This is a genomic window from Geodermatophilus siccatus, assembly GCF_900103785.1.
GTDB lineage: Bacteria > Actinomycetota > Actinomycetes > Mycobacteriales > Geodermatophilaceae > Geodermatophilus > Geodermatophilus siccatus.
In genome coordinates this window covers 119771-138739 of sequence record NZ_FNHE01000005.1, presented here as the reverse complement: position 1 = coordinate 138739, position 18969 = coordinate 119771, and the positions used below count along the sequence as shown (strand labels likewise).

Here is an 18969-nt window from a genome sequence, read left to right as displayed (position 1 = left end):
TCCTCACCGACCCGCCCCTCCTGAAAGGCACTCCCGTGCTCCGCACCCACGACGCCGGCACGCTGCGCGCGTCCGACGCCGGTTCTCCCGTCACCCTCGCCGGCTGGGTCGCCCGCCGCCGCGACCACGGCGGCGTCGTCTTCGTCGACCTGCGCGACGCCTCGGGCTACGTCCAGGTCGTCGTCCGCGAGGAGGAGGCGCACGCCCTCCGCAACGAGTTCTGCGTGCTGGTGACCGGCGAGGTGCGCCGCCGCCCGGAGGGCAACGAGAACCCGGAGCTGCCGACCGGCGAGATCGAGGTGGCCGCGGCCGAGCTGCGGGTGCTCTCGCCGTCGGCGCCGCTGCCGTTCCCGATCGAGACCGACCAGGCCGCCTCGGACGACGTCCGCTACCGGTACCGCTACCTCGACCTGCGGCGGCAGGGCCCGGCGCAGGCCATCCGGCTGCGGTCGGAGGTCAGCCGCATCGCCCGCGAGGTGATGGCCCGGCACGGGTTCGTCGAGGTGGAGACGCCGACGCTCACCCGGTCCACGCCCGAGGGCGCCCGCGACTTCCTCGTGCCGGTGCGGCTGCAGCCGGGCAAGTGGTACGCGCTGCCGCAGTCCCCGCAGCTGTTCAAGCAGCTGCTCATGATCAGCGGGCTGGAGCGCTACTACCAGATCGCCCGCTGCTTCCGGGACGAGGACTTCCGCGCCGACCGACAGCCGGAGTTCACCCAGCTGGACTTCGAGATGAGCTTCGTCGAGCGGGACGACGTCCTGGCGGTCTGCGAGGAGGTCGTGGGCGCGCTGTGGCGGGAGCTGGCCGGCTACGAGATCCCCGAGATCCCGCGGATGACCTACCGCGAGGCGATGGACCGCTTCGGCTCGGACAAGCCCGACCTGCGCTTCGGCATCGAGCTCACCGAGCTGACCGAGTACTTCGCGCAGACGCCGTTCCGGGTGTTCCAGGCCCCCTACGTCGGCGCGATCGTGATGCCCGGCGGCGGCTCGCAGCCGCGGCGGGCGTTCGACGCCTGGCAGGACTGGGCGAGGTCGCGGGGGCACCGCGGCCTGGCGTACGTGACGGTCGGCGAGGACGGCACCCTCGGCGGGCCGGTCGCCAAGAACATCTCCGACACCGAGCGCGAGGGCCTCGTCGCCGCCGTCGGCGCGCAGCCCGGGGACTGCGTCTTCTTCGCCGCCGGCCCACGCCGACAGGCCCAGGAGCTGCTCGGCGCCGCGCGCAACGAGATCGCCAGGCGTCTGGAGCTGATCGAGCCGGGCACGTGGTCGTTCCTGTTCGTCGTCGACTTCCCGATGTTCGAGGAGACCGAGGACGGCTCCTGGACGTTCACCCACCACCCCTTCACCTCGCCGACGCCCGACTGGCGGGACCGGTTCGCCGAGGACAAGGGTGCTGCGCTGTCGGATGCCTACGACCTGGTGTGCAACGGCAACGAGCTGGCCAGCGGCTCGGTCCGGATCCACGACGCGGACCTGCAGGAGCGGGTGTTCGAGACCCTCGGGATGTCGCAGGAGGAGGCCCGCGAGCGGTTCGGGTTCTTCCTGGAGGCCTTCGCCTACGGTCCGCCGCCGCACGCCGGCGCGGCGATCGGCTGGGACCGCACCTGCGCGCTGCTGGCCGGGGTGGACTCCATCCGCGAGGTCATCGCCTTCCCGAAGACCGGCGCCGGGTACGACCCGCTGACCGGTGCGCCGACGCCGATCACCGAGGCGCAGCGCAAGGAGGCCGGCATCGACGCCCAGCCCGAGGAGCCCGCCCTCCCCGGCGAGCCGGGCGCCCCGGGGCCCTCCGACCCGACGAAGTGAGGTCGCGCCACCTGGTGCCCGAGTGAGCAGGTGCGGTCGCCCCGCGCGGAGTGCCGTCGCGTGGCGGCGACCGCACCTGCTCAGTCGGCTCACCAGACCGCCCCGCGGCTGCGCAGCGCCCGGGGGACCAGGTCCACCACGTCGTCCGGCCGGCGCAGGTGCGCGGCGCTCAGCCGGACGACGAGCCAGCCGTCGGCGGCCATCCGCGAGCAGCGCTCGACGTCGCGGCCGAACTGCTGGCGATCCGCGTGCTGCCGTCCCTCGTACTCGACGGCGACCCTCCATGCCGGCCAGCCCAGGTCTGCGTGAGCAGCCACCCGCCCGGAGGGATCGCCGATCTCACCCTGAGGTCGAGGGTGAGGGAGCCCTGCCTGGATCGGCCAGCACCGGACGAGGCTCCCGGGCCGGGACATCGCCCGTCGGGACCGCACCGGTGCCACCCCCGTGCTCGGATGACGCCGCGCACGCCGTCCGCCCGGTCCAGGCGGCGGGACAGCGAACCCGGGTCGAGGTGACCGCCCCGGTGGAGGGGGTCCCCGACGGCGACGAGTTCGTCGTCCGGTAGCTCGGCGGCGAGGTCCAGCCGGGTCTGCGAACCGCTCGTGACGGGCAGGCCGAGGTGCTCGACCACGTCGCCAGGTCCGAGGTTCCGTACGTGCACGCGCACCCGTCGGCGACGCGGCCGGCAGCTCTCCGGCGGCACGCTCACGCACAGCGGCCAGGTGGCCGGTACCGGCGCACCGAGCAGCGCGGCCGCGGTCCCGTGTGACACGACGGTGCCGACCGGGAGCACCCGCAGCGCCGACGTGCCGGCGGCCGGCAGGGCCAGCGGGACCGAGCGGGACACGCACGCGCCACGGGTCACGCGCACGCCGACGTCCCCCGGCTGCGCCCGGGTCATCCCGGCCGTTCGAGCGTCGGCCCAGGTGCAGGGGGTGCCATCTCGTCGTCGGCCACGCGGACGACCGTGGCCAGGCCATCGGCTCAGCAGGCGGCGCCGCCCGGACCGGTGGGAGGACGAGTGCCCTGTGGACGGCGGCCGAGTGAGCAGTCGAGGTCGCTGACGAGCGCGGCTGCTCAGACCGCGTCGAGGCGGGCGAGCTGCTCGGGGGTCAGCTGCAGGTCGGCGGCCGCCGCGGAGTCCTGGATGGACGCCGGCCGCGAGGCCCCGGGGATCGGGACGACGACCTCGGACTGGGCCAGGTGCCAGGCCAGCGTCACGCGGTACACCGAGACGCCCAGCTCCCCGGCGACCTCCGCGAACGCCGGCGCGGTGGACTGCAGCGAGCCGGCCGCGGACACCCCGCCGAAGGGGCTCCACGGGATGAAGGCCAGCTCGTGCGCCTCGCAGTGGGCCAGCTCGTCGGCGGAGAACCGCCAGCCGGGGGAGAACTGGTTCTGCACGCTGGCCAGCGCCGGACCCACGATCGAGCGGGCGACGTCGATCTGCGCGATGTCGGCGTTGGAGATGCCGGCCAGGCGCACCAGCCCGTCGTCGACCAGCTGCCGCAGCCCGGCCATCGACTCCTCCCACGGCGTGTCCGGGTCGGGCCGGTGGAACTGGTAGAGGCCGATGGCGTCGACACCCAGCCGGCGCAGGGAGTCCTCGCAGGCGCGGCGCAGGTACGCCGGCGACCCGTCGAGCTCCCAGTCGGCGCCGCGCCGGGTGTGCCCGCCCTTGGTGGCGACGAGCACCGAGGAGGTGTCGCCGCCGTAGGAGGCCAGCGCCTCGGCCACGAGGGACTCGTTGTGGCCGAACTCCGACTCGTCGGCGGCGTAGGCGTCGGCGGTGTCGATCAGGGTCACGCCGGCGTCCAGCGCGGCGTGGACCGTGGCGACGGCGTCCTCGCGGGAGGGCCGGTCGGTCTTGGTGGACAGGGGCATCGCCCCGAGCCCGATGGCACTGACGGTCTGGTTCCCGATGCGTCGCTGCTGCACGGGGGCTGTCGTGCCCCGCGGGTAGCGTTCCCACCCGTGAGTTCGCTGTTCGACGAGCCGGCACCGGAGGGCTCCGGCGTCGACCCGGGCGCCCCGCTCGCCGTCCGCATGCGGCCGCGGTCGCTGGACGAGGTCGTCGGCCAGTCCCACCTGCTCGGCCCGCGCGCGCCGCTGCGCCGGCTCGTCGAGGCCGACGAGCCGATGTCGCTGGTCCTCTACGGCCCCCCGGGCACCGGCAAGACGACGCTCGCGCACGTCATCTCGCTGGCCACCAAGCGGCAGTTCGTGCAGCTGTCGGCGCTCGACGCCGGGGTCAAGGAGGTCCGCGCGGTCATCGCGGGCGCCAAGCGCGAGCTGACCTACGCCGGCCGGCGCACCGTGCTGTTCATCGACGAGGTGCACCGGTTCTCCAAGACCCAGCAGGACAGCCTGCTGTCGGCGGTCGAGGACCGGATCGTCAGCCTCATCGCCGCCACCACCGAGAACCCGTTCTTCTCCGTGGTCAGCCCGCTGCTGTCGCGCAGCCTGGTGCTGGCCCTGCAGCCGCTGTCGGACGACGACGTCCGCAGGCTGCTGCGCCGCGCCCTCACCAGCGACCGCGGGCTCGACGGCGCGGTGACGCTGGACGCGGAGGCCGAGGAGCACCTGGTCCGCATCGCCGGCGGTGACGGGCGCAAGGCGCTCACCGCGCTGGAGTCCGGCGCCGGCGCGGCCCAGGCGGCCGGGCTCGCCGAGATCGACCTCGCCACCCTGGAGACGGCGGTGGCGCAGGCCGCGGTGCGCTACGACCGGTCCGGCGACCAGCACTACGACGTCGCCAGCGCGCTGATCAAGTCCATCCGCGGCAGCGACGTCGACGCGGCGCTGCACTACCTGGCGCGCATGGTGGAGGCGGGGGAGGACCCGCGCTTCATCGCGCGCCGGCTGGTCATCTCCGCCAGCGAGGACATCGGCATGGCCGACCCGACGGCGCTGCAGACCGCCGTCGCCGCCGCCGACGCGGTGGCCTTCATCGGCATGCCGGAGGGCCACTTCCCGCTGGCGCAGGCCGTCGTCCACCTGGCCACGGCGCCCAAGTCGAACGCGGTCACCGTGGCGATGGGCGAGTCGGTCGCCGACGTGCGCGCGGGGCTGGCCGGGCCGGTGCCGCCGGGGCTGCGCGACGCCCACTACGCGGGCGCGAAGAAGCTCGGCCACGGGGGGACCTACGTCTACCCGCACGCCCACCCCGACGGCGTGGTGCCGCAGCAGTACCCGCCGGACGCCCTGGTGGGCAGGGACTACTACCGGCCCACGAACCGCGGTGCCGAGGCGACGATCGGAGCGCGGCTGGCCAGGCTGCGCGCGATCATCCGGCGGGGCCGGTGACCGACCGGCGGGGCACGGACGGGCGTCGGGACCCCCGACTACTGTGACCACGCCGGGCCGACGCCCGCCGGCGGCGCCGGCGGCGCGAGCCCGGACGCCGAGCAACCACATCGCCGAGAAGCACGGCCGAAGAACCAGGAGGACCGGGTGTCCGCAGGAGAGTGGGCCGGACTGATCGCAGCGCTGGCGCTGGTGCTGCTGGTGGTGCTGCTCGCCGTCCCGATCCTCAAGCTGGGTCGCACGCTGGACGAGGCGACGCTGACGATCCGGCAGACGCGGGAGCAGAGCGGCCCGATCCTGAGCCAGGCGTCGACGACGGTCGCCCACGTCAACAGCAACCTCGAGCGGGTCGACGACATCACCGGCAACGCCGCCAACGTCTCGAGCAACGTCGCCGCCCTCAGCAGCGTCGTCGCCGCCACCCTGGGCAGCCCGCTGATCAAGGTGGCCGCGTTCAGCTACGGGGTGCGCAGCGCTGCCCGCAAGAAGCGCGAGGGCCAGGCGATCGCCGACGCGGCCGCCCGTGACAAGGCCGAGCGCCGCGCGCGCCGTGCCGCCCGGCGGGCCGCCTGATGCGCCGGCTGTTCTGGCTCGCCATGGGCATCACCATCGGCGCCCTCGTCGTCCGCAAGGTCTCCCGCGCGGCCGAGCGGATGACGCCGGCCGGCATCGGCGCCTCGGTGGCCGAGGGCCTGCGCGACCTGGCCGACGCCATCGGCGACTTCGGTGCCGACGTGCGCGCGGCGATGGCCGAGCGGGAGCACGAGCTGCGGGCCGGCACCGGCCTGGACGCGCCGCTGCCCGAGGCCGGTCCGGCCCAGCTGCCCGGCCGGCACGCCACCGACCGCTGAGCTCCCTCCTCCCCGCGGGAGGCCGCACCCCGGCCGACCGCGCCTCCCAGACCGAGTAGGACATGCAGACCGCCGAGATCCGCCGCCGTTTCCTGGAGCACTTCGCCAGCCGCGGGCACACCGTCGTCCCCAGTGCCTCGCTGGTCTCCCCGGACCCGTCCCTGCTGTTCACCGTGGCCGGCATGGTGCCGTTCATCCCGTACCTGACCGGCCGGGAGCCGGCGCCCTACCCGCGGGCGACCAGCGTGCAGAAGTGCGTGCGCACCCTCGACATCGAGGAGGTGGGCAAGACCACCCGCCACGGCACGTTCTTCCAGATGAACGGCAACTTCTCCTTCGGTGACTACTTCAAGGAGGGGGCGATCCAGCACGCCTGGGACCTCGTCACCGGCTCGGTGGACGACGGCGGGCTCGGCTTCGACCCGGAGCGGATCTGGGTCACCGTCTACCTGGACGACGACGAGGCCGCCGAGGCGTGGCACCGCATCGCGGGTCTGCCGGTCGAGCGGATCCAGCGGCTGGGCAAGAAGGACAACTACTGGCACACCGGCCAGCCCGGCCCGGGCGGCCCGTGCAGCGAGATCTACTTCGACCGGGGCCCGCAGTTCGGCCCTGACGGCGGCCCGCTGGTCGACACGGCCGGCGACCGGTTCCTGGAGATCTGGAACCTCGTCTTCATGCAGTACGAGCTCACCGACGTCCGGAGCAAGGAGGACTTCCGGATCGTCGGCGAGCTGCCGAAGAAGAACATCGACACCGGCATGGGCCTGGAGCGGGTGGCCTACCTGCTGCAGGGCGTCGACAACCTCTACGAGATCGACGAGGTCGCCCCGGTGCTGCACCGGGCCGCCGAGATCGCCGGGGTGCGCTACGGCGCGGGTGGGCGGGAAGGCCACGACGACGACGTCCGGCTGCGGGTCGTGGCCGACCACGTGCGCAGCAGCCTGATGCTCATCGGCGACGGCGTCACCCCCGGCAACGAGGGCCGCGGCTACATCCTGCGCCGGCTGCTGCGCCGCGCGGTCCGCTCGATGAAGCTGCTCGGCGTCGACGAGGCCACCCTGCCCGAGCTGCTGCCGGTGTCGAGGGACGCCATGAAGGCCAGCTATCCCGAGCTCGAGGCCGACTTCGCCCGCATCGCCGCCGTCGCCTACGCCGAGGAGGAGGCGTTCCGCCGCACGCTGGCCTCCGGGACGGCGCTGTTCGACACCGCCGTCCGCGAGGCCAAGGCCGTGGGGGCGCCGGCCCTCTCCGGAGAGCAGGCCTTCTCCCTGCACGACACCTACGGGTTCCCGATCGACGTCACCCTCGAGATGGCCGCCGAGCAGGGCGTGACCGTCGACGAGGCGGGGTTCCGCGCGCTCATGCAGCAGCAGCGCGACCGGGCCCGCGCCGACGCCCGCGCCAAGAAGACCGGCTCGGTCGACGTCCTCGCCTACCGCCGGCTGCTGGCCGAGCACGGCCCCACCGACTGGCGGGCCTACGAGACGCTGCGCACCGACTCCCGCGTGCTGGGCCTGGTCGCCGAGCTCGCCGCCGAGGAGGACGCGCCGAGCACCCCCGCGGGTCCGGGCGAGATCACCCGCGTGGTGCTCGACCGCACGCCGTTCTACGCCGAGTCCGGCGGCCAGGTCGCCGACGCAGGCAGCCTGACCTGGGACGGCGGTCGCGCCGAGGTGCTCGACGTGCAGCGCCCGGTCAAGGGCCTGGTCGCCCACCAGGTGCGGGTGCTCGAGGGCGAGCTCCGGGAGGGCGCCGAGCTGACCGCCGAGGTCGACCGCGAGTGGCGGCTGTCGGCCTGCCAGGCGCACTCGGGCACCCACGTGGTGCACGCCGCGCTGCGCCAGGTGCTCGGCCCGCAGGCGCTGCAGTCGGGCTCCTACAACCGCCCGGGCTACCTGCGGCTGGACTTCGCCTGGCAGGGCGCGTTGTCGGCGCAGCAGCGGCACGACATCGAGGACGTCGCCAACGCCGCCGTCCGGGCCGACCACCGGGTGAGGGCCAGCTACATGACGCTGCCCGAGGCCCAGGCCATCGGCGCGCTGGCGCTGTTCGGCGAGACCTACGGCGAGCAGGTCCGCGTCGTGGAGATCGGCGGCCCGTGGTCGCGGGAGCTGTGCGGTGGCACCCACGTGCAGGGCAGCGCCCAGATCGGCACGCTGGCGCTGACCGGCGAGTCGTCGGTCGGCTCCGGCTCCCGCCGCGTGGAGGCCGTCGTCGGCCTGGAGGGCTTCCGCTACCTGGCCCGCGAGCGCGACCTCGTGCGCCAGCTCGGCGAGCTGCTCAAGACGCCGAGCGACACCGTCCTGGAGCGGGTCAGCGGCATGCTCGCCCGGCTGCGCGACGTGGACAAGGAGCTCGCCGAGCTGCGCGCGCAGCAGACCCTGGCCGCGGCCGGCGAGCTGGCGGCCGGCGCGCGCGACGTGGGTGGCGTGTCCGTGGTCACCGGCGCGCCGGGCGGACTGGGCGGCGGCGACCTGCGCACACTGGCCCTCGACGTCCGGGGTCGGCTGCCCGCCGACCGTCCGGCGGTGGTCTTGCTCGCGTCCGAGTCGGGGGGCAAGGTGGCTCTCGTGGCGGCCCTCAACCCGGCCGCTCAGGAGCGCGGGCTCAGCGCCAGCGACGTGCTGCGCGCGGCCGCCGCCCCGGTCGGCGGACGTGGCGGGGGCAAGCCAGACGTGGCCCAGGGGGGCGGTACCGACCCCGCGGGCATCCCAGCGGCCCTGCAGGCCGGCGAACAGGCGGTCGCGACCGCCGCAGGGAGGTGAGCGGAGTGCCCAGTCAGCACCCCGACCAGACCGGTCCGGCGGGCGAGCGCCCGATGCAGGGGCGGCCCGCCGTCCCCCCGTCGCGGCCGCGCGCCACCCCGCCCGCCCGGCCGCAGGAGCCGGTGCACCACGCGACCGAGCAGATCGACCTGCGCGCCGGCTTCCCGCCGGTGCGGCACGAGACCGCGCAGATCGACCTCTCCGGTGGGCTGCCCGGCGGCCTGCCCATCCCGCCGCGGCCGCGGCGGCAGGGCCGCCGGCTGGGCATCGACGTCGGCAGCGTGCGCGTCGGCGTGGCGATCTCCGACCCCACCGGCACGCTGGCCAGCCCGCTGGAGACGGTGCAGCGGGCGCGGGACGAGTCCGACCTCGACCGCATCGCCGCGCTCGTCGCGGAACACGAGGTGACAGAGGTGATCGTGGGGGAGCCGAGGCACCTCTCGGGTGCGTCGGGCGCGTCGGCGAAGGAGGCGCGTGCCTACTCTCGGGCACTCGCCGGGCGCATCGGCTCCGTGCCCGTGCACCTCGTCGACGAAAGGCTCTCCACCGTGACCGCAGCCAGCTCCCTCCGGGCGAACGGTCTCGACAGCCGTCGCCAGCGTCCGGTGATCGACCAGGCCGCGGCCGTGGTCATCCTCCAGGCCTATCTGGACGCGCAGCGGGAGCGCTCGTGAGCGACCCGACCCCGCTGGGGCGGCGGGGTCGGCACGCCTCTCCCGAGTCCCCGAGCGGCGTGCCCGCGTCGGCCTGGCTGGCATCGATGCCCAGCCGGCCGCCGGTCGGGGACGAGGGCCGCCACGCCGGCCCCGCTCCGCGCCGCCGCCGGGTCGAGGACCGCAGCACCGGCCCGCTGCCCGGCCCGGTCGCACACGCCGGCGACCAGCGGTACCCGCGGCCCCCGCACCCCTCCGAGCCGCTGCCCGACCTGCCCCCGATGCCCGCGGGCGCCTGGTCCCGGCTCTCCCGCCGTCCCGACGGCGCCGCCGACGACGCCACGGTCGGGCTGGGTGCCGTCCCCGCCGTCCCCGGCGCGGACGCCGACGACACCGCGGTGCACCCCGCCGAGCCCTCCGAGTGGGACGACGCGGACTCCACCGGCGGGCTGGAGGTGCTCGGCGCCTCCGGCACCCACGACGTCGGCCGCCGGCGCCGCGGCCGGCGCGCCGAGCGGGAGCACCACGCCGACGAGTACCACTCCGGCGAGTACCACTCCGGCGAGTACCACGCCGACGAGCCGCCCGGCGGCGGTCGTGGCTCCGGCCGCCCGCACCGTCGGCGCAGCCCGCTGGCCGTCGTCCTGTCCCTGCTGGTCCTCGCCGGCCTCGTGGGCGGCATCTTCTACGGCGGCAAGGCGCTGATCGGCCTGGTCAACCCGGGCGGTGAGGACTACACGGGGCAGGGCAGCGGCACCGTCGAGGTGCGCGTCTCCTCCGGCGACACCCTCAGCGACATCGCCCGCACCCTGGTGGCCGAGGGCGTCATCGCCTCGCCCGGCCCCTTCGTCGACGCCGCCGAGACCGAGCCGGCCGCCACGGGCATCCAGCCCGGCGTCTACGCGCTGCGCTCCCAGATGAGCGGCCAGGCCGCCCTGGACCTGCTGCTGGACCCCGCGGCCCGCCAGGTCACCCGCGTGACCGTGCGGGAGGGCCTCACCGTGGCCGCCACCCTCACCCTGCTGGCCGAGCAGACCGGGACGCCGCTGCCGGAGCTGCAGGCCGTGGCCGCCGACCCCGCCGCGATCGGACTGCCGGCCTACGCCAACGGGGTGCTCGAGGGCTTCCTGTTCCCGGCCACCTACGACGTCGAGCCCGACGACACCCCCGCCGCCGTGCTCCGCAGCATGGTGACCCGGACCGACCAGGCGCTCGACGCGCTGCAGGTGCCCGAGGCCGACCGGCTGACCGTGCTCACCAAGGCCAGCATCGTGCAGGCCGAGGCCGCCTCGCCCCAGGACATGGCCATGGTGGCCCGCGTGCTGGAGAACCGGCTCGCCGACGGCATGCCACTGCAGCTGGACACCACGGTGAACTACGCCAACGGCAAGTCCGGGATCACCACCACCCCCGAGGACCGCGCCAACCCCTCGCCGTACAACACCTACGTGCACCCCGGGCTCCCGCCGGGCGCGATCGGCAACCCCGGCGAGCAGGCCATCGAGGCGGTGCTCGCCCCGGCCCCCGGCGACTGGCGCTTCTTCGTCGTCATCGACCCAGACACCGGCGAGACCCGCTTCGCGCGCACCGCCGAGGAGCACCAGCAGAACGTGCTGCTGTTCCAGCAGTGGCTGCGCGAGCAGCCGGGCGGGTGAGGGCGGCAGTCCTCGGCCGCCCGGTGGGGCACTCGCTGTCCCCGCTGCTGCACCGGGCCGCCTACGCGGCGCTGGGCCTCGACGACTGGACCTACGACGCCCTGGACGTCGGCGCGGAGGACCTGCCGGTGCTGCTGGCCGGGCTCGGCGAGGAGTGGCGCGGCTTCTCGGTGACGATGCCGTGCAAGCAGGCCGCGGCCGACGTCGCCGACGTGGTGGAGCCGCTGCCGCGCCTGCTGCACGCGGCCAACACGCTGGTGCGCACCGAGGCGGGCTGGCGGGCGGAGAACACCGACGTCCTCGGCGTCGGCACCACCCTGCAGCAGGCCGGGGTCACCTCGGTCGACCGCGCCGCGATCGTCGGCGCAGGGGGGACGGCGGCGGCCGCGGCGGTGGCGCTGGCCTCGCTGGGCGCCACGCACGTCGACGTCGTCGTCCGCGAGCCGGGCCGCGCCGGGGACCTGCTGCGGGTGCTCGACACCCTCGGCGTCCCGACGACGGTGGTCTCGCTGGCCTCGGCCGTCGTCGACGCCGAGGTCGTGGTCAGCACCGTGCCGGTCGGCGGCCAGCCGGCGGTCGCGCGGCTGCCCTGGACGGCGGAGCAGACGGTCCTCGACGTCCTCTACGACCCCTGGCCGACGCCGCTGGCGACCGCGGTCACCGAGGCCGGCGGCACCGTCGTGGGCGGCCTCGAGGTGCTGTTCTGGCAGGCCACCGCCCAGGTGGAGCTGATGACCGGGCAGCCGGCGCCGCTCGTGGCGATGCGCGGCGCGCTCGACGCCGCCGTCGGCCACCGCTGACCGGCGTGCCCGCCGCGGACCTCCCGCTCGGCACGATCGCCGCCCTGGCCCTCGCCGGCGGGCTGGCCCTGGGCCCGTGGCTGGCGCGGGTGTCGGTCCGGCTGGCCCGGCGGGACGACACGGCGCCGGCCGGGCCGCTGCGCACCGCGCTGACCGTCGCCCTGGTCGCGCTGGCGCTGGCCGGCGCGCTGCTGGCCGCCGGCGTGCGGCCGGGCACCGTCGCGCTGGCCTGGGCCGGGGGAGCCGGGGTGGTGCTCGCGCAGGTCGACCTGGCCGTGCACCGGCTGCCGGACCGGGTGACCGTCCCGGCGTACGCGGCGGTGGCCACGGCACTGGTGGTCGACGCCGTCGCGCTCGGCACCTGGACGGCGCTGTTGCGCGCCGTGCTGGCCGGCGCGGCCGCGTTCGGGCTGGCCGCCTGCGCTGCCGTCCTCTCCCCGCGGGGGCTCGGCTTCGGCGACGTCAAGTTGCTGGGCCTGCTCGGCCTGGTGCTGGGCTGGGTCGGCTGGGGTGCGCTGCTGGCCGGGGTGTTCCTCGGCCTGGTCACCGGCGCCGCGGCGTCGGTGACCCTGGTCGCCGCCGGGCGGGCCGGCTGGCGCACCGCGCTGCCGTTCGGTCCGCCGCTGCTGGTGGGCGCAGCACTCGCCCTGGCGCTGGGGAGTCCGGCCCTGCCCACCTGAGCGGGCGGCCCCCTCTCCGGGGCGGCCCCGTCCAGAGGCGAGCCGGCGAGCCTGCGAGCGGTGAGGCGGACGGGGTCCCTCCTCGGAGGGTGGGGAGGAAGGGGGTCCTCCAACTGGCACAATCACGGTCATGTTGCGCTGGCTGACCGCCGGTGAGTCGCACGGCCAGCAGCTCACCGCCATCCTCGAGGGCCTGCCCGCCGGCGTCCGGGTCACGACGCCGGACCTGGACCTCGACCTCGCCCGCCGCCGCCTCGGCCACGGCCGCGGCGCCCGGATGTCCTTCGAGCAGGACGTCGTCTCGCTGACCGGCGGGATCCGGCACGGGCTGACGCTGGGCGGGCCGATCGCCGTCCAGGTGGGCAACACCGAGTGGCCGAAGTGGCAGACGGTCATGTCCGCCGACCCGGTCGACCCCGAGGTGCTCGCCGGCCAGGCCCGCAACGCGCCGCTCACCCGTCCCCGCCCGGGGCACGCCGACCTGGCCGGCATGCAGAAGTACGGCTTCGACGACGCCCGGCCGGTGCTCGAGCGGGCCAGCGCGCGGGAGACCGCGGCCCGGGTCGCCCTCGGCGCGATCGCACGGGCGTTCCTGCGCCAGGCCCTCGACGTCGAGGTGGTCAGCCACGTGGTCGGCATCGGTCCGGTCGTCGTCCCCGACGGCGTGGTGCCCGGTCCCCACGACAACCCCCGCGTCGACGAGGACCCGGTGCGCTGCGCGGATCCTGCGACCAGCGCGCTCATGGTCGCCGAGGTCGACGACGCCCGGAAGAACGGCGACACCCTCGGCGGGGTCGTCGAGGTGGTCGTGCACGGCCTGCCGCCGGGCCTGGGCAGCCACGTGCACTGGGACCGCCGGCTGGACTCGCGGCTGGCCGCCGCGCTCATGGGCGTGCAGTCGGTCAAGGCCGTCGAGGTCGGTGACGGCTTGGAGACCGCCCGCCGCCGCGGCTCGGTGGCCCACGACGAGATCGTGCTGGCCCCCGGTGGCGACGGCGAGGCCCGCATCCAGCGGCTGTCGGACCGCGCCGGCGGCATCGAGGGCGGCATGACCAACGGCGAGGTGCTGCGGGTGCGCGCCGCGATGAAGCCGATCTCGACGGTGCCGCGGGCACTGGCCACCGTCGACGTCGCCACCGGCGAGCCGGCCGTGGCCATCAACCAGCGCAGCGACGCCTGCGCGGTGCCCCGCGGCGCCGTCGTGATGGAGGCGATGGTGGCGCTGGTGCTGGCCGACGCCGCGCTGGAGAAGTTCGGCGGCGACTCCCTGACCGAGACCCGCCGGAACGCGCGCGCCTACCTCGACGCGCTGACGATCCGATGAGCACCGGGGGTCCACCGGCCGGGGCACGCCGTCCGCTGCTGGTCCTGGTCGGGCCGCCGTCGTCGGGCAAGACCACGGTCGGCACCGCGCTGGCCGACCGGTTCGGGATCGCCTTCCGCGACACCGACGCCGACGTCGAGGCCGGCACCGGCCAGCGGGTCGCCGACCTGTTCATCGACCTCGGCGAGGCGCACTTCCGAGCGCTGGAGGAGCAGGCCGTCGCGGTCGCGCTCGAGGAGCACGACGGGATCCTCGCCCTCGGTGGCGGTGCGGTGCTCAGCGCGGTCACGCGCGAGCGGCTGACCGGCTACACCCGCGCCGGCGGCACCGTCGTCTGGCTCGACGTCGACCTGGCCTCGGCCGCCCAGCGGGTGGGGCTGGGCCGCACCCGCCCGGTGCTCGGCCTCAACCCGCGGGCCGCGCTGCGCACGCTGCTCGCCGCGCGGGCGCCGCTGTACGCCGAGGTCGCCACCGTCACGGTGACCACCGGCGGGCGCGCGCCCGGTGAGGTCGTCGACGAGGTGGCGGCCGCGATCCCCGTGCGGGCCACACCGTGAGCGGGAGCGGACGGGCGACGCGCAGGCGGGTCACGGTCCCGGGCGAGCGGCCCTACGACGTGGTCATCGGGCCCGGTGCCCGGCACGAGCTGGGCAGCCTGACCAGCACCGTGCTCGACGGCACCGCCCGCGCCGCCGTCGTCCACGCGCCCCCGCTGGCCGGGCTGGCCGGCGGGCTGGTCGAGACGCTGCAGACCGCCGGGGTGGCCGCGGAGGCCGTCGTCGTCCCCGACGGGGAGGCGGCCAAGACCGCCGCGGTCGCCGCGGGCGTGTGGGAGGAGTTGGGCCGGCTGGGGCTGACCCGGTCCGACGCCGTCGTGGGCGTGGGCGGGGGTGCGGTCACCGACCTCGCCGGGTTCGTGGCCGCGACCTGGACCCGCGGCGTGCGCGTCGTCCAGGTGCCCACCAGCGTGCTGGGCATGGTGGACGCCGCGCTCGGCGGCAAGACCGGCATCAACACCGGCGCGGGCAAGAACCTCGTCGGCGCGTTCCACCCGCCGGTGGCCGTGCTGGCCGACACCGACGTCCTCGCCGCGCTGCCCGAGGCGGAGTTCCGCGCCGGGATGGCCGAGGTGGTCAAGTGCGGCTTCATCGCCGACCCCGCCGTCCTCGACCTGCTCGAGGCCGACCCCACCGGCCGCCGCGACACCGAGGAGCTCATCGAGCGCGCGGTGCGGGTCAAGGCCGACGCGGTGGGGGCGGACCTCTACGACACCGGCGTGCGCGAGTTCCTCAACTACGGGCACACGCTGGCCCACGCCATCGAGCGGGTGGAGGACTTCGGCTGGCGGCACGGTGAGGCGGTCGCCGTCGGGCTGGTGTTCGCCGCCGAGCTGGCCGGCCAGGCGGGGCTGCTGACCCGCGCCGAGGTCGACCGGCACGCCCGCCTGGTCGCCGCGATGGGGCTGCCGACCCGCTACACCGGGGACTGGGAGCGCATCCAGACGGTCATGCGGGTGGACAAGAAGGCCCGCGGCGCCTCGCTGCGGTTCGTCGTCCTGGACGGCATCGGCAACCCGCGCATCCTCGCCGACCCCGACCAGGCCTGGCTCGACGCCGCGTGGGCGGCCGTCGGTGGAGGAGTGCCCGCGTGACCGGGCTCGCGAGGTCACGCAGGGACGGGGCACGTTTCGGCACGGCGACGACAAGCGCCAGCGAGGAGACGACGTGACGGTCCAGGTGTTCAACGGCGCCAACATCGGCCGTCTCGGCACGCGCGAGCCGGAGAAGTACGGGACGACGACCCACGCGGAGCTGGTCGAGCTGATCGCGGCCACGGGCGACGAGCTGGGCCTGGAGGTCCGGGTCCGGCAGACCGACGACGAGGGCGAGCTGCTGCGCTGGGTGCACGCCGCCGCTGACGCCGGCGACCCGGTGGTGCTCAACCCGGGCGGCTGGTCGCACACCTCGGTGGTGCTGCGCGACGCGCTGGCGATGCTGACCGCCCCGCTGGTCGAGGTGCACATCAGCAACATCCACAAGCGCGAGGAGTTCCGGCACCACTCCTACGTCTCGGCGGTCGCCGACGGGGTGATCGCCGGGCTGGGCGTGCAGGGCTACGTGCTGGCGCTGCGCTGGCTGGCCGCGCAGGGGGTCTCGTGAGGTACGCCGAGCGGAGGGAGCGGCTGCGGGCGACGGCGGCCGACCGCGGTCTGGACGCCGTCCTGGTGACCGAGCTGCTCAACGTGCGGTACCTGACCGGCTTCACCGGCTCGAACGGCGCGCTCCTGCTGCGCACCGACGGCGCCGACGTCTTCGGCACCGACGGCCGCTACACGACCCAGGCCGGCACCCAGGTGCCCGACGTCGAGCTGCTGGTCGACCGCGCCACCGTCTCCGCCCTCGCCCGTGAGGCGGTGCTGCCTCGATCAGGTGGCCCGACCGCCCGGCGCATCGGCTACGAGAGCCACCACCTGACCGTCGACGGGCTGCGCGCGCTGGAGTCGGTGCTCGCCGACGCCGCCGCCGGCGGCACGGTGCCGGAGCTGACCAGCGTGCGGCGGGCCGTGGAGGCGCTGCGCGCCGTCAAGGACGACGACGAGGTCGACGCGCTGCGCCGCGCCTGCGCGGTCGCCGACGCGGCGCTGGCCGAGCTGGCCGCCGAGGGCGCGCTGCGGCCCGGGCGCACCGAGCGGCAGGTCGGCCGCGAGCTCGACGCCCGCATGCTGTCGATGGGCGCCGAGGCGCCGTCCTTCGAGACGATCGTGGCCACCGGCGCGAACTCCGCCATCCCGCACCACCGGCCCGACAGCACCGAGCTGCGGCCGGGCGACTTCCTCAAGCTGGACTTCGGCGCGACCGTCGACGGGTACCACTCCGACATGACCCGCACGGTCGTGCTCGGGGAGGCGGCGGACTGGCAGCGCGAGGTCTACGGGCTCGTCGCGGCCGCGCAGGCGGCGGGCCGGGCCGCGCTGGCCGTGGGCGCCGACGTGGTGGCCGTCGACTCCGCCGCCCGCGACGTCATCGCCGCCGCCGGTCACGCCGAGCACTTCACCCACGGCCTGGGCCACGGGGTGGGGCTGGAGATCCACGAGGCGCCGGGCATCGGGCAGCTGGGCGCGGGTAGGCTGGCCGCCGGCATGGCCGTCACCGTGGAGCCGGGGGTCTACCTGCCCGGCCACGGCGGTGTCCGGATCGAGGACACGCTGATCGTCACGGACGACGAGCCCGAGTTGTTGACCCTCACGAGCAAGGAACTGCTGGTCCTCTAGATGGCTACCACCAACGACCTCAAGAACGGCATGGTCCTCAACCTCGACGGCCAGCTCTGGACCGTCACCGAGTTCCAGCACGTCAAGCCGGGCAAGGGCGGCGCGTTCGTCCGCACCACGCTGAAGAACGTGCTCTCGGGCAAGGTCGTCGACAGGACCTTCAACGCCGGCACCAAGGTCGACACCGCCACCGTCGACAAGCGGAGCATGACGTACCTGTACAAGGACGGCACCGACTTCGTCTTCATGGACGGCGAGACCTACGACCAGATCCACGTCCCCGCCGAGACCGTCGGCGGTGGCGCGGACTACCTGCTGGAGAACACCGAGGTCGTGGTCGCCGTCCACGAGGGCACCCCCCTCTACGTCGAGCTCCCGGTGACCCTGGAGCTGGTCGTGCAGCACACCGACCCGGGCCTGCAGGGCGACCGCTCCACCGGCGGCACCAAGCCGGCCACCCTGGAGACCGGCGCGCAGATCCAGGTCCCGCTGTTCGTCAACACCGGCGACAGGCTCAAGGTCGACACCCGCGACGGCCGGTACCTCGGCCGGGCCAACTGACGCCGCTCGCATGGCTGCCCGAAGCAAGGCGCGCAAGCGCGCCGTCGACGTCCTCTACGAGGCCGACGTCCGAGGCAGCGACCCGCTGGAGCTGCTCCGCGAGCGGGTGGCGCTCGCCTCGCCGCCCATCCCCGACCACGCCGTCCGGCTGGTCGAGGGGGTGGCCGAGCACGCCGACCGCATCGACGAGCTGATCGACCGGCACGCGCACGGCTGGTCGATCGACCGGCTGCCCGACGTCGACCGCGCGATCCTGCGCATGGCGGTGTTCGAGCTGCTGTGGGTCGACGACGTGCCCGACCCGGTCGTCATCGACGAGGCCGTCGAGCTCGCCCGGTCGCTGTCGACCGACGACTCGCCGTCCTACGTCAACGGCGTCCTGGGCGCGATCCTCGACGCCGAGGTCCCGACCAGCTGAGAGGACCCCGTCCTCCGCACCGCTCGCCCGCTCGCGGCGAGCCCCGGGACGGGGCCAGAACGCCGAGGGCCCACTCCGATCGTCGGAGTGGGTCCTCGGCGTTCGGTGCTCAGCGCGGGGTGCGGCGGCGCTCCCAGTTCGGGTTGACCTCGTCCTCGTCCTCGTCGCCGCCGAAGCCGACGACGCTCTCCATGCCGGGGGAGAGGACGCCCCACTCGATGAGCCGGCTGGTCAGCTCGTCGGGGCTCATGTCGTAGATGATCGCCAGCGACTTGAGGTCCTCGGCGCGGATGGAGAGGACCTTGCCGTTGTAGTCGTGGCGCTGCGCCTGGATGGTCGAGGCGTACCGGGCCAGCGGGCCGGCCTCGTCCGCAGGCAGCGAGCCCAGCGACTCGAGGTTCAGCACGATCTTCGTCGTCGAGGTGACCGCCGAGCTGGGCCGCGGGTCGGGCAGCAGCTCGGAGACCGGGACCCCGTAGAAGACCGCCAGCTCGGAGAGCCGCTGCACGGTCACCGCGCGGTCGCCGCGCTCGTAGGAGCCCACGACCACTGCCTTCCAGCGGCCGTGGGACTTGTCCTCGACTCCCTGGAGCGAGAGGCCCTGCTGGTTGCGGATGGCGCGGAGCCGGGCACCGAGGGCCCGTGAGTAGTCGGTGCTCATCGCTTCCTGCTCACTGTCCGTCGTCGGGGGCGGGTTGTCGTCACGGAGCGTACTGGTCGAGCGGGTCCAAGGACACCGGGACACTCCTCCGGGTCACACGGGACCCGATCACGCCCACCCCGGCGCGTCGCGGGTCACATCGCAGCGTGCAGTACCGTCGGTCCCGGTCCGACCACTCCTTTAACGACCCGTCCCGTGAGGCGGGGAAGG

General features: G+C 75.1%; 19 protein-coding genes. 16 read left to right on the top strand and 3 right to left on the bottom strand.

What is annotated here, in order from left to right:
• The first annotated feature begins 35 nt into the window (after positions 1-35).
• Positions 36-1811 carry an aspartate--tRNA ligase gene (gene aspS, locus BLS21_RS11365; RefSeq protein WP_091217980.1) on the top strand — a complete coding sequence of 592 codons (1776 nt, stop codon included), beginning with the start codon at positions 36-38 and terminating at the stop codon, positions 1809-1811.
• 89 nt (positions 1812-1900) lie between these two features.
• On the opposite strand, the gene BLS21_RS11360 is transcribed toward aspS, so the two are convergent.
• Both BLS21_RS11360 and BLS21_RS11355 read right to left on the bottom strand, forming a co-directional pair.
• Entirely contained in the window at positions 1901-2128 is a 228-nt protein-coding gene (locus BLS21_RS11360) for a DUF559 domain-containing protein (protein ID WP_091217977.1), read from the bottom strand.
• A gap of 760 nt (positions 2129-2888) precedes the next feature.
• Entirely contained in the window at positions 2889-3749 is an 861-nt protein-coding gene (locus tag BLS21_RS11355) for an aldo/keto reductase (RefSeq protein WP_091217974.1), read from the bottom strand.
• Between the two features lie 36 nt (positions 3750-3785).
• Between BLS21_RS11355 and BLS21_RS11350 the strand changes: the two genes are divergently transcribed.
• From BLS21_RS11350 to nusB, 15 genes are all read left to right on the top strand, one after another.
• Positions 3786-5117: a replication-associated recombination protein A gene (locus BLS21_RS11350; RefSeq protein ID WP_091217971.1), complete on the top strand. Its 1332-nt coding sequence runs from the start codon at positions 3786-3788 to the stop codon at positions 5115-5117.
• Between the two features lie 147 nt (positions 5118-5264).
• The gene (locus BLS21_RS11345) at positions 5265-5690 is read left to right on the top strand and encodes a DUF948 domain-containing protein (RefSeq protein ID WP_091217968.1); all 426 of its coding nucleotides are present in this window, start codon (positions 5265-5267) and stop codon (positions 5688-5690) included.
• Positions 5690-5968: a hypothetical protein gene (locus BLS21_RS11340; RefSeq protein ID WP_091217965.1), complete on the top strand. Its 279-nt coding sequence runs from the start codon at positions 5690-5692 to the stop codon at positions 5966-5968. Before BLS21_RS11345 ends, BLS21_RS11340 begins: the two co-directional genes overlap by 1 nt.
• 62 nt (positions 5969-6030) lie before the next feature.
• A complete protein-coding gene (alaS, locus tag BLS21_RS11335) occupies positions 6031-8736 on the top strand; it encodes an alanine--tRNA ligase (protein WP_091217962.1) in 2706 nt (901 codons plus the stop codon).
• Positions 8737-8741: 5 nt separating this feature from the next.
• On the top strand, positions 8742-9410 hold the full coding sequence (gene ruvX, locus BLS21_RS11330) for a Holliday junction resolvase RuvX (RefSeq protein ID WP_217636094.1): 669 nt from the start codon (positions 8742-8744) through the stop codon (positions 9408-9410).
• The gene (gene mltG, locus BLS21_RS11325) at positions 9407-11044 is read left to right on the top strand and encodes an endolytic transglycosylase MltG (RefSeq protein WP_091217960.1); all 1638 of its coding nucleotides are present in this window, start codon (positions 9407-9409) and stop codon (positions 11042-11044) included. The genes ruvX and mltG overlap by 4 nt, the downstream gene beginning before the upstream one ends.
• Positions 11041-11844 (top strand): shikimate dehydrogenase, encoded by an 804-nt coding sequence (locus tag BLS21_RS11320; protein WP_091218437.1) that lies wholly within the window; start codon positions 11041-11043, stop codon positions 11842-11844. The genes mltG and BLS21_RS11320 overlap by 4 nt, the downstream gene beginning before the upstream one ends.
• 5 nt (positions 11845-11849) lie before the next feature.
• Positions 11850-12524 carry a prepilin peptidase gene (locus BLS21_RS11315; RefSeq protein ID WP_091217958.1) on the top strand — a complete coding sequence of 225 codons (675 nt, stop codon included), beginning with the start codon at positions 11850-11852 and terminating at the stop codon, positions 12522-12524.
• A gap of 130 nt (positions 12525-12654) precedes the next feature.
• Positions 12655-13848, top strand: a complete 1194-nt coding sequence (aroC, locus tag BLS21_RS11310; protein WP_091217955.1) for a chorismate synthase — start codon at positions 12655-12657, stop codon at positions 13846-13848.
• The gene (locus BLS21_RS11305; RefSeq protein WP_091217952.1) at positions 13845-14405 is read left to right on the top strand and encodes a shikimate kinase; all 561 of its coding nucleotides are present in this window, start codon (positions 13845-13847) and stop codon (positions 14403-14405) included. Before aroC ends, BLS21_RS11305 begins: the two co-directional genes overlap by 4 nt.
• Complete coding sequence (aroB, locus tag BLS21_RS11300) at positions 14402-15499, top strand: 3-dehydroquinate synthase (RefSeq protein ID WP_091217950.1); 1098 nt, start codon at positions 14402-14404, stop codon at positions 15497-15499. The genes BLS21_RS11305 and aroB overlap by 4 nt, the downstream gene beginning before the upstream one ends.
• 73 nt (positions 15500-15572) lie before the next feature.
• A complete protein-coding gene (gene aroQ / locus BLS21_RS11295; RefSeq protein WP_091217947.1) occupies positions 15573-16007 on the top strand; it encodes a type II 3-dehydroquinate dehydratase in 435 nt (144 codons plus the stop codon).
• The gene (locus BLS21_RS11290) at positions 16004-17119 is read left to right on the top strand and encodes a M24 family metallopeptidase (RefSeq protein ID WP_091217944.1); all 1116 of its coding nucleotides are present in this window, start codon (positions 16004-16006) and stop codon (positions 17117-17119) included. Before aroQ ends, BLS21_RS11290 begins: the two co-directional genes overlap by 4 nt.
• Positions 17120-17680, top strand: a complete 561-nt coding sequence (efp, locus tag BLS21_RS11285) for an elongation factor P (RefSeq protein WP_091217941.1) — start codon at positions 17120-17122, stop codon at positions 17678-17680. It begins immediately after the preceding gene.
• 10 nt (positions 17681-17690) lie between these two features.
• Positions 17691-18098, top strand: a complete 408-nt coding sequence (gene nusB, locus BLS21_RS11280) for a transcription antitermination factor NusB (RefSeq protein WP_091217938.1) — start codon at positions 17691-17693, stop codon at positions 18096-18098.
• A gap of 109 nt (positions 18099-18207) precedes the next feature.
• Here nusB and bldD read toward each other — a convergent pair whose 3' ends face one another.
• Positions 18208-18759, bottom strand: a complete 552-nt coding sequence (gene bldD / locus BLS21_RS11275) for a transcriptional regulator BldD (protein ID WP_091217936.1) — start codon at positions 18757-18759, stop codon at positions 18208-18210.
• Between the last annotated feature and the right edge of the window lie 210 nt (positions 18760-18969).

Bases quoted from the DNA above. Each gene is read 5' to 3' on its own strand.
- BLS21_RS11340 (WP_091217965.1), top strand. From the start codon at position 5,690: ATGCGCCGGCTGTTCTGGCTCGCCATGGGCATCACCATCGGCGCCCTC.
- alaS (WP_091217962.1), top strand. From the start codon at position 6,031: ATGCAGACCGCCGAGATCCGCCGCCGTTTCCTGGAGCACTTCGCCAGC.
- aroC (WP_091217955.1), top strand. From the start codon at position 12,655: ATGTTGCGCTGGCTGACCGCCGGTGAGTCGCACGGCCAGCAGCTCACC.
- BLS21_RS11305 (WP_091217952.1), top strand. From the start codon at position 13,845: ATGAGCACCGGGGGTCCACCGGCCGGGGCACGCCGTCCGCTGCTGGTC.
- efp (WP_091217941.1), top strand. From the start codon at position 17,120: ATGGCTACCACCAACGACCTCAAGAACGGCATGGTCCTCAACCTCGAC.
- nusB (WP_091217938.1), top strand. From the start codon at position 17,691: ATGGCTGCCCGAAGCAAGGCGCGCAAGCGCGCCGTCGACGTCCTCTAC.
- bldD (WP_091217936.1), bottom strand. From the start codon at position 18,759: ATGAGCACCGACTACTCACGGGCCCTCGGTGCCCGGCTCCGCGCCATC.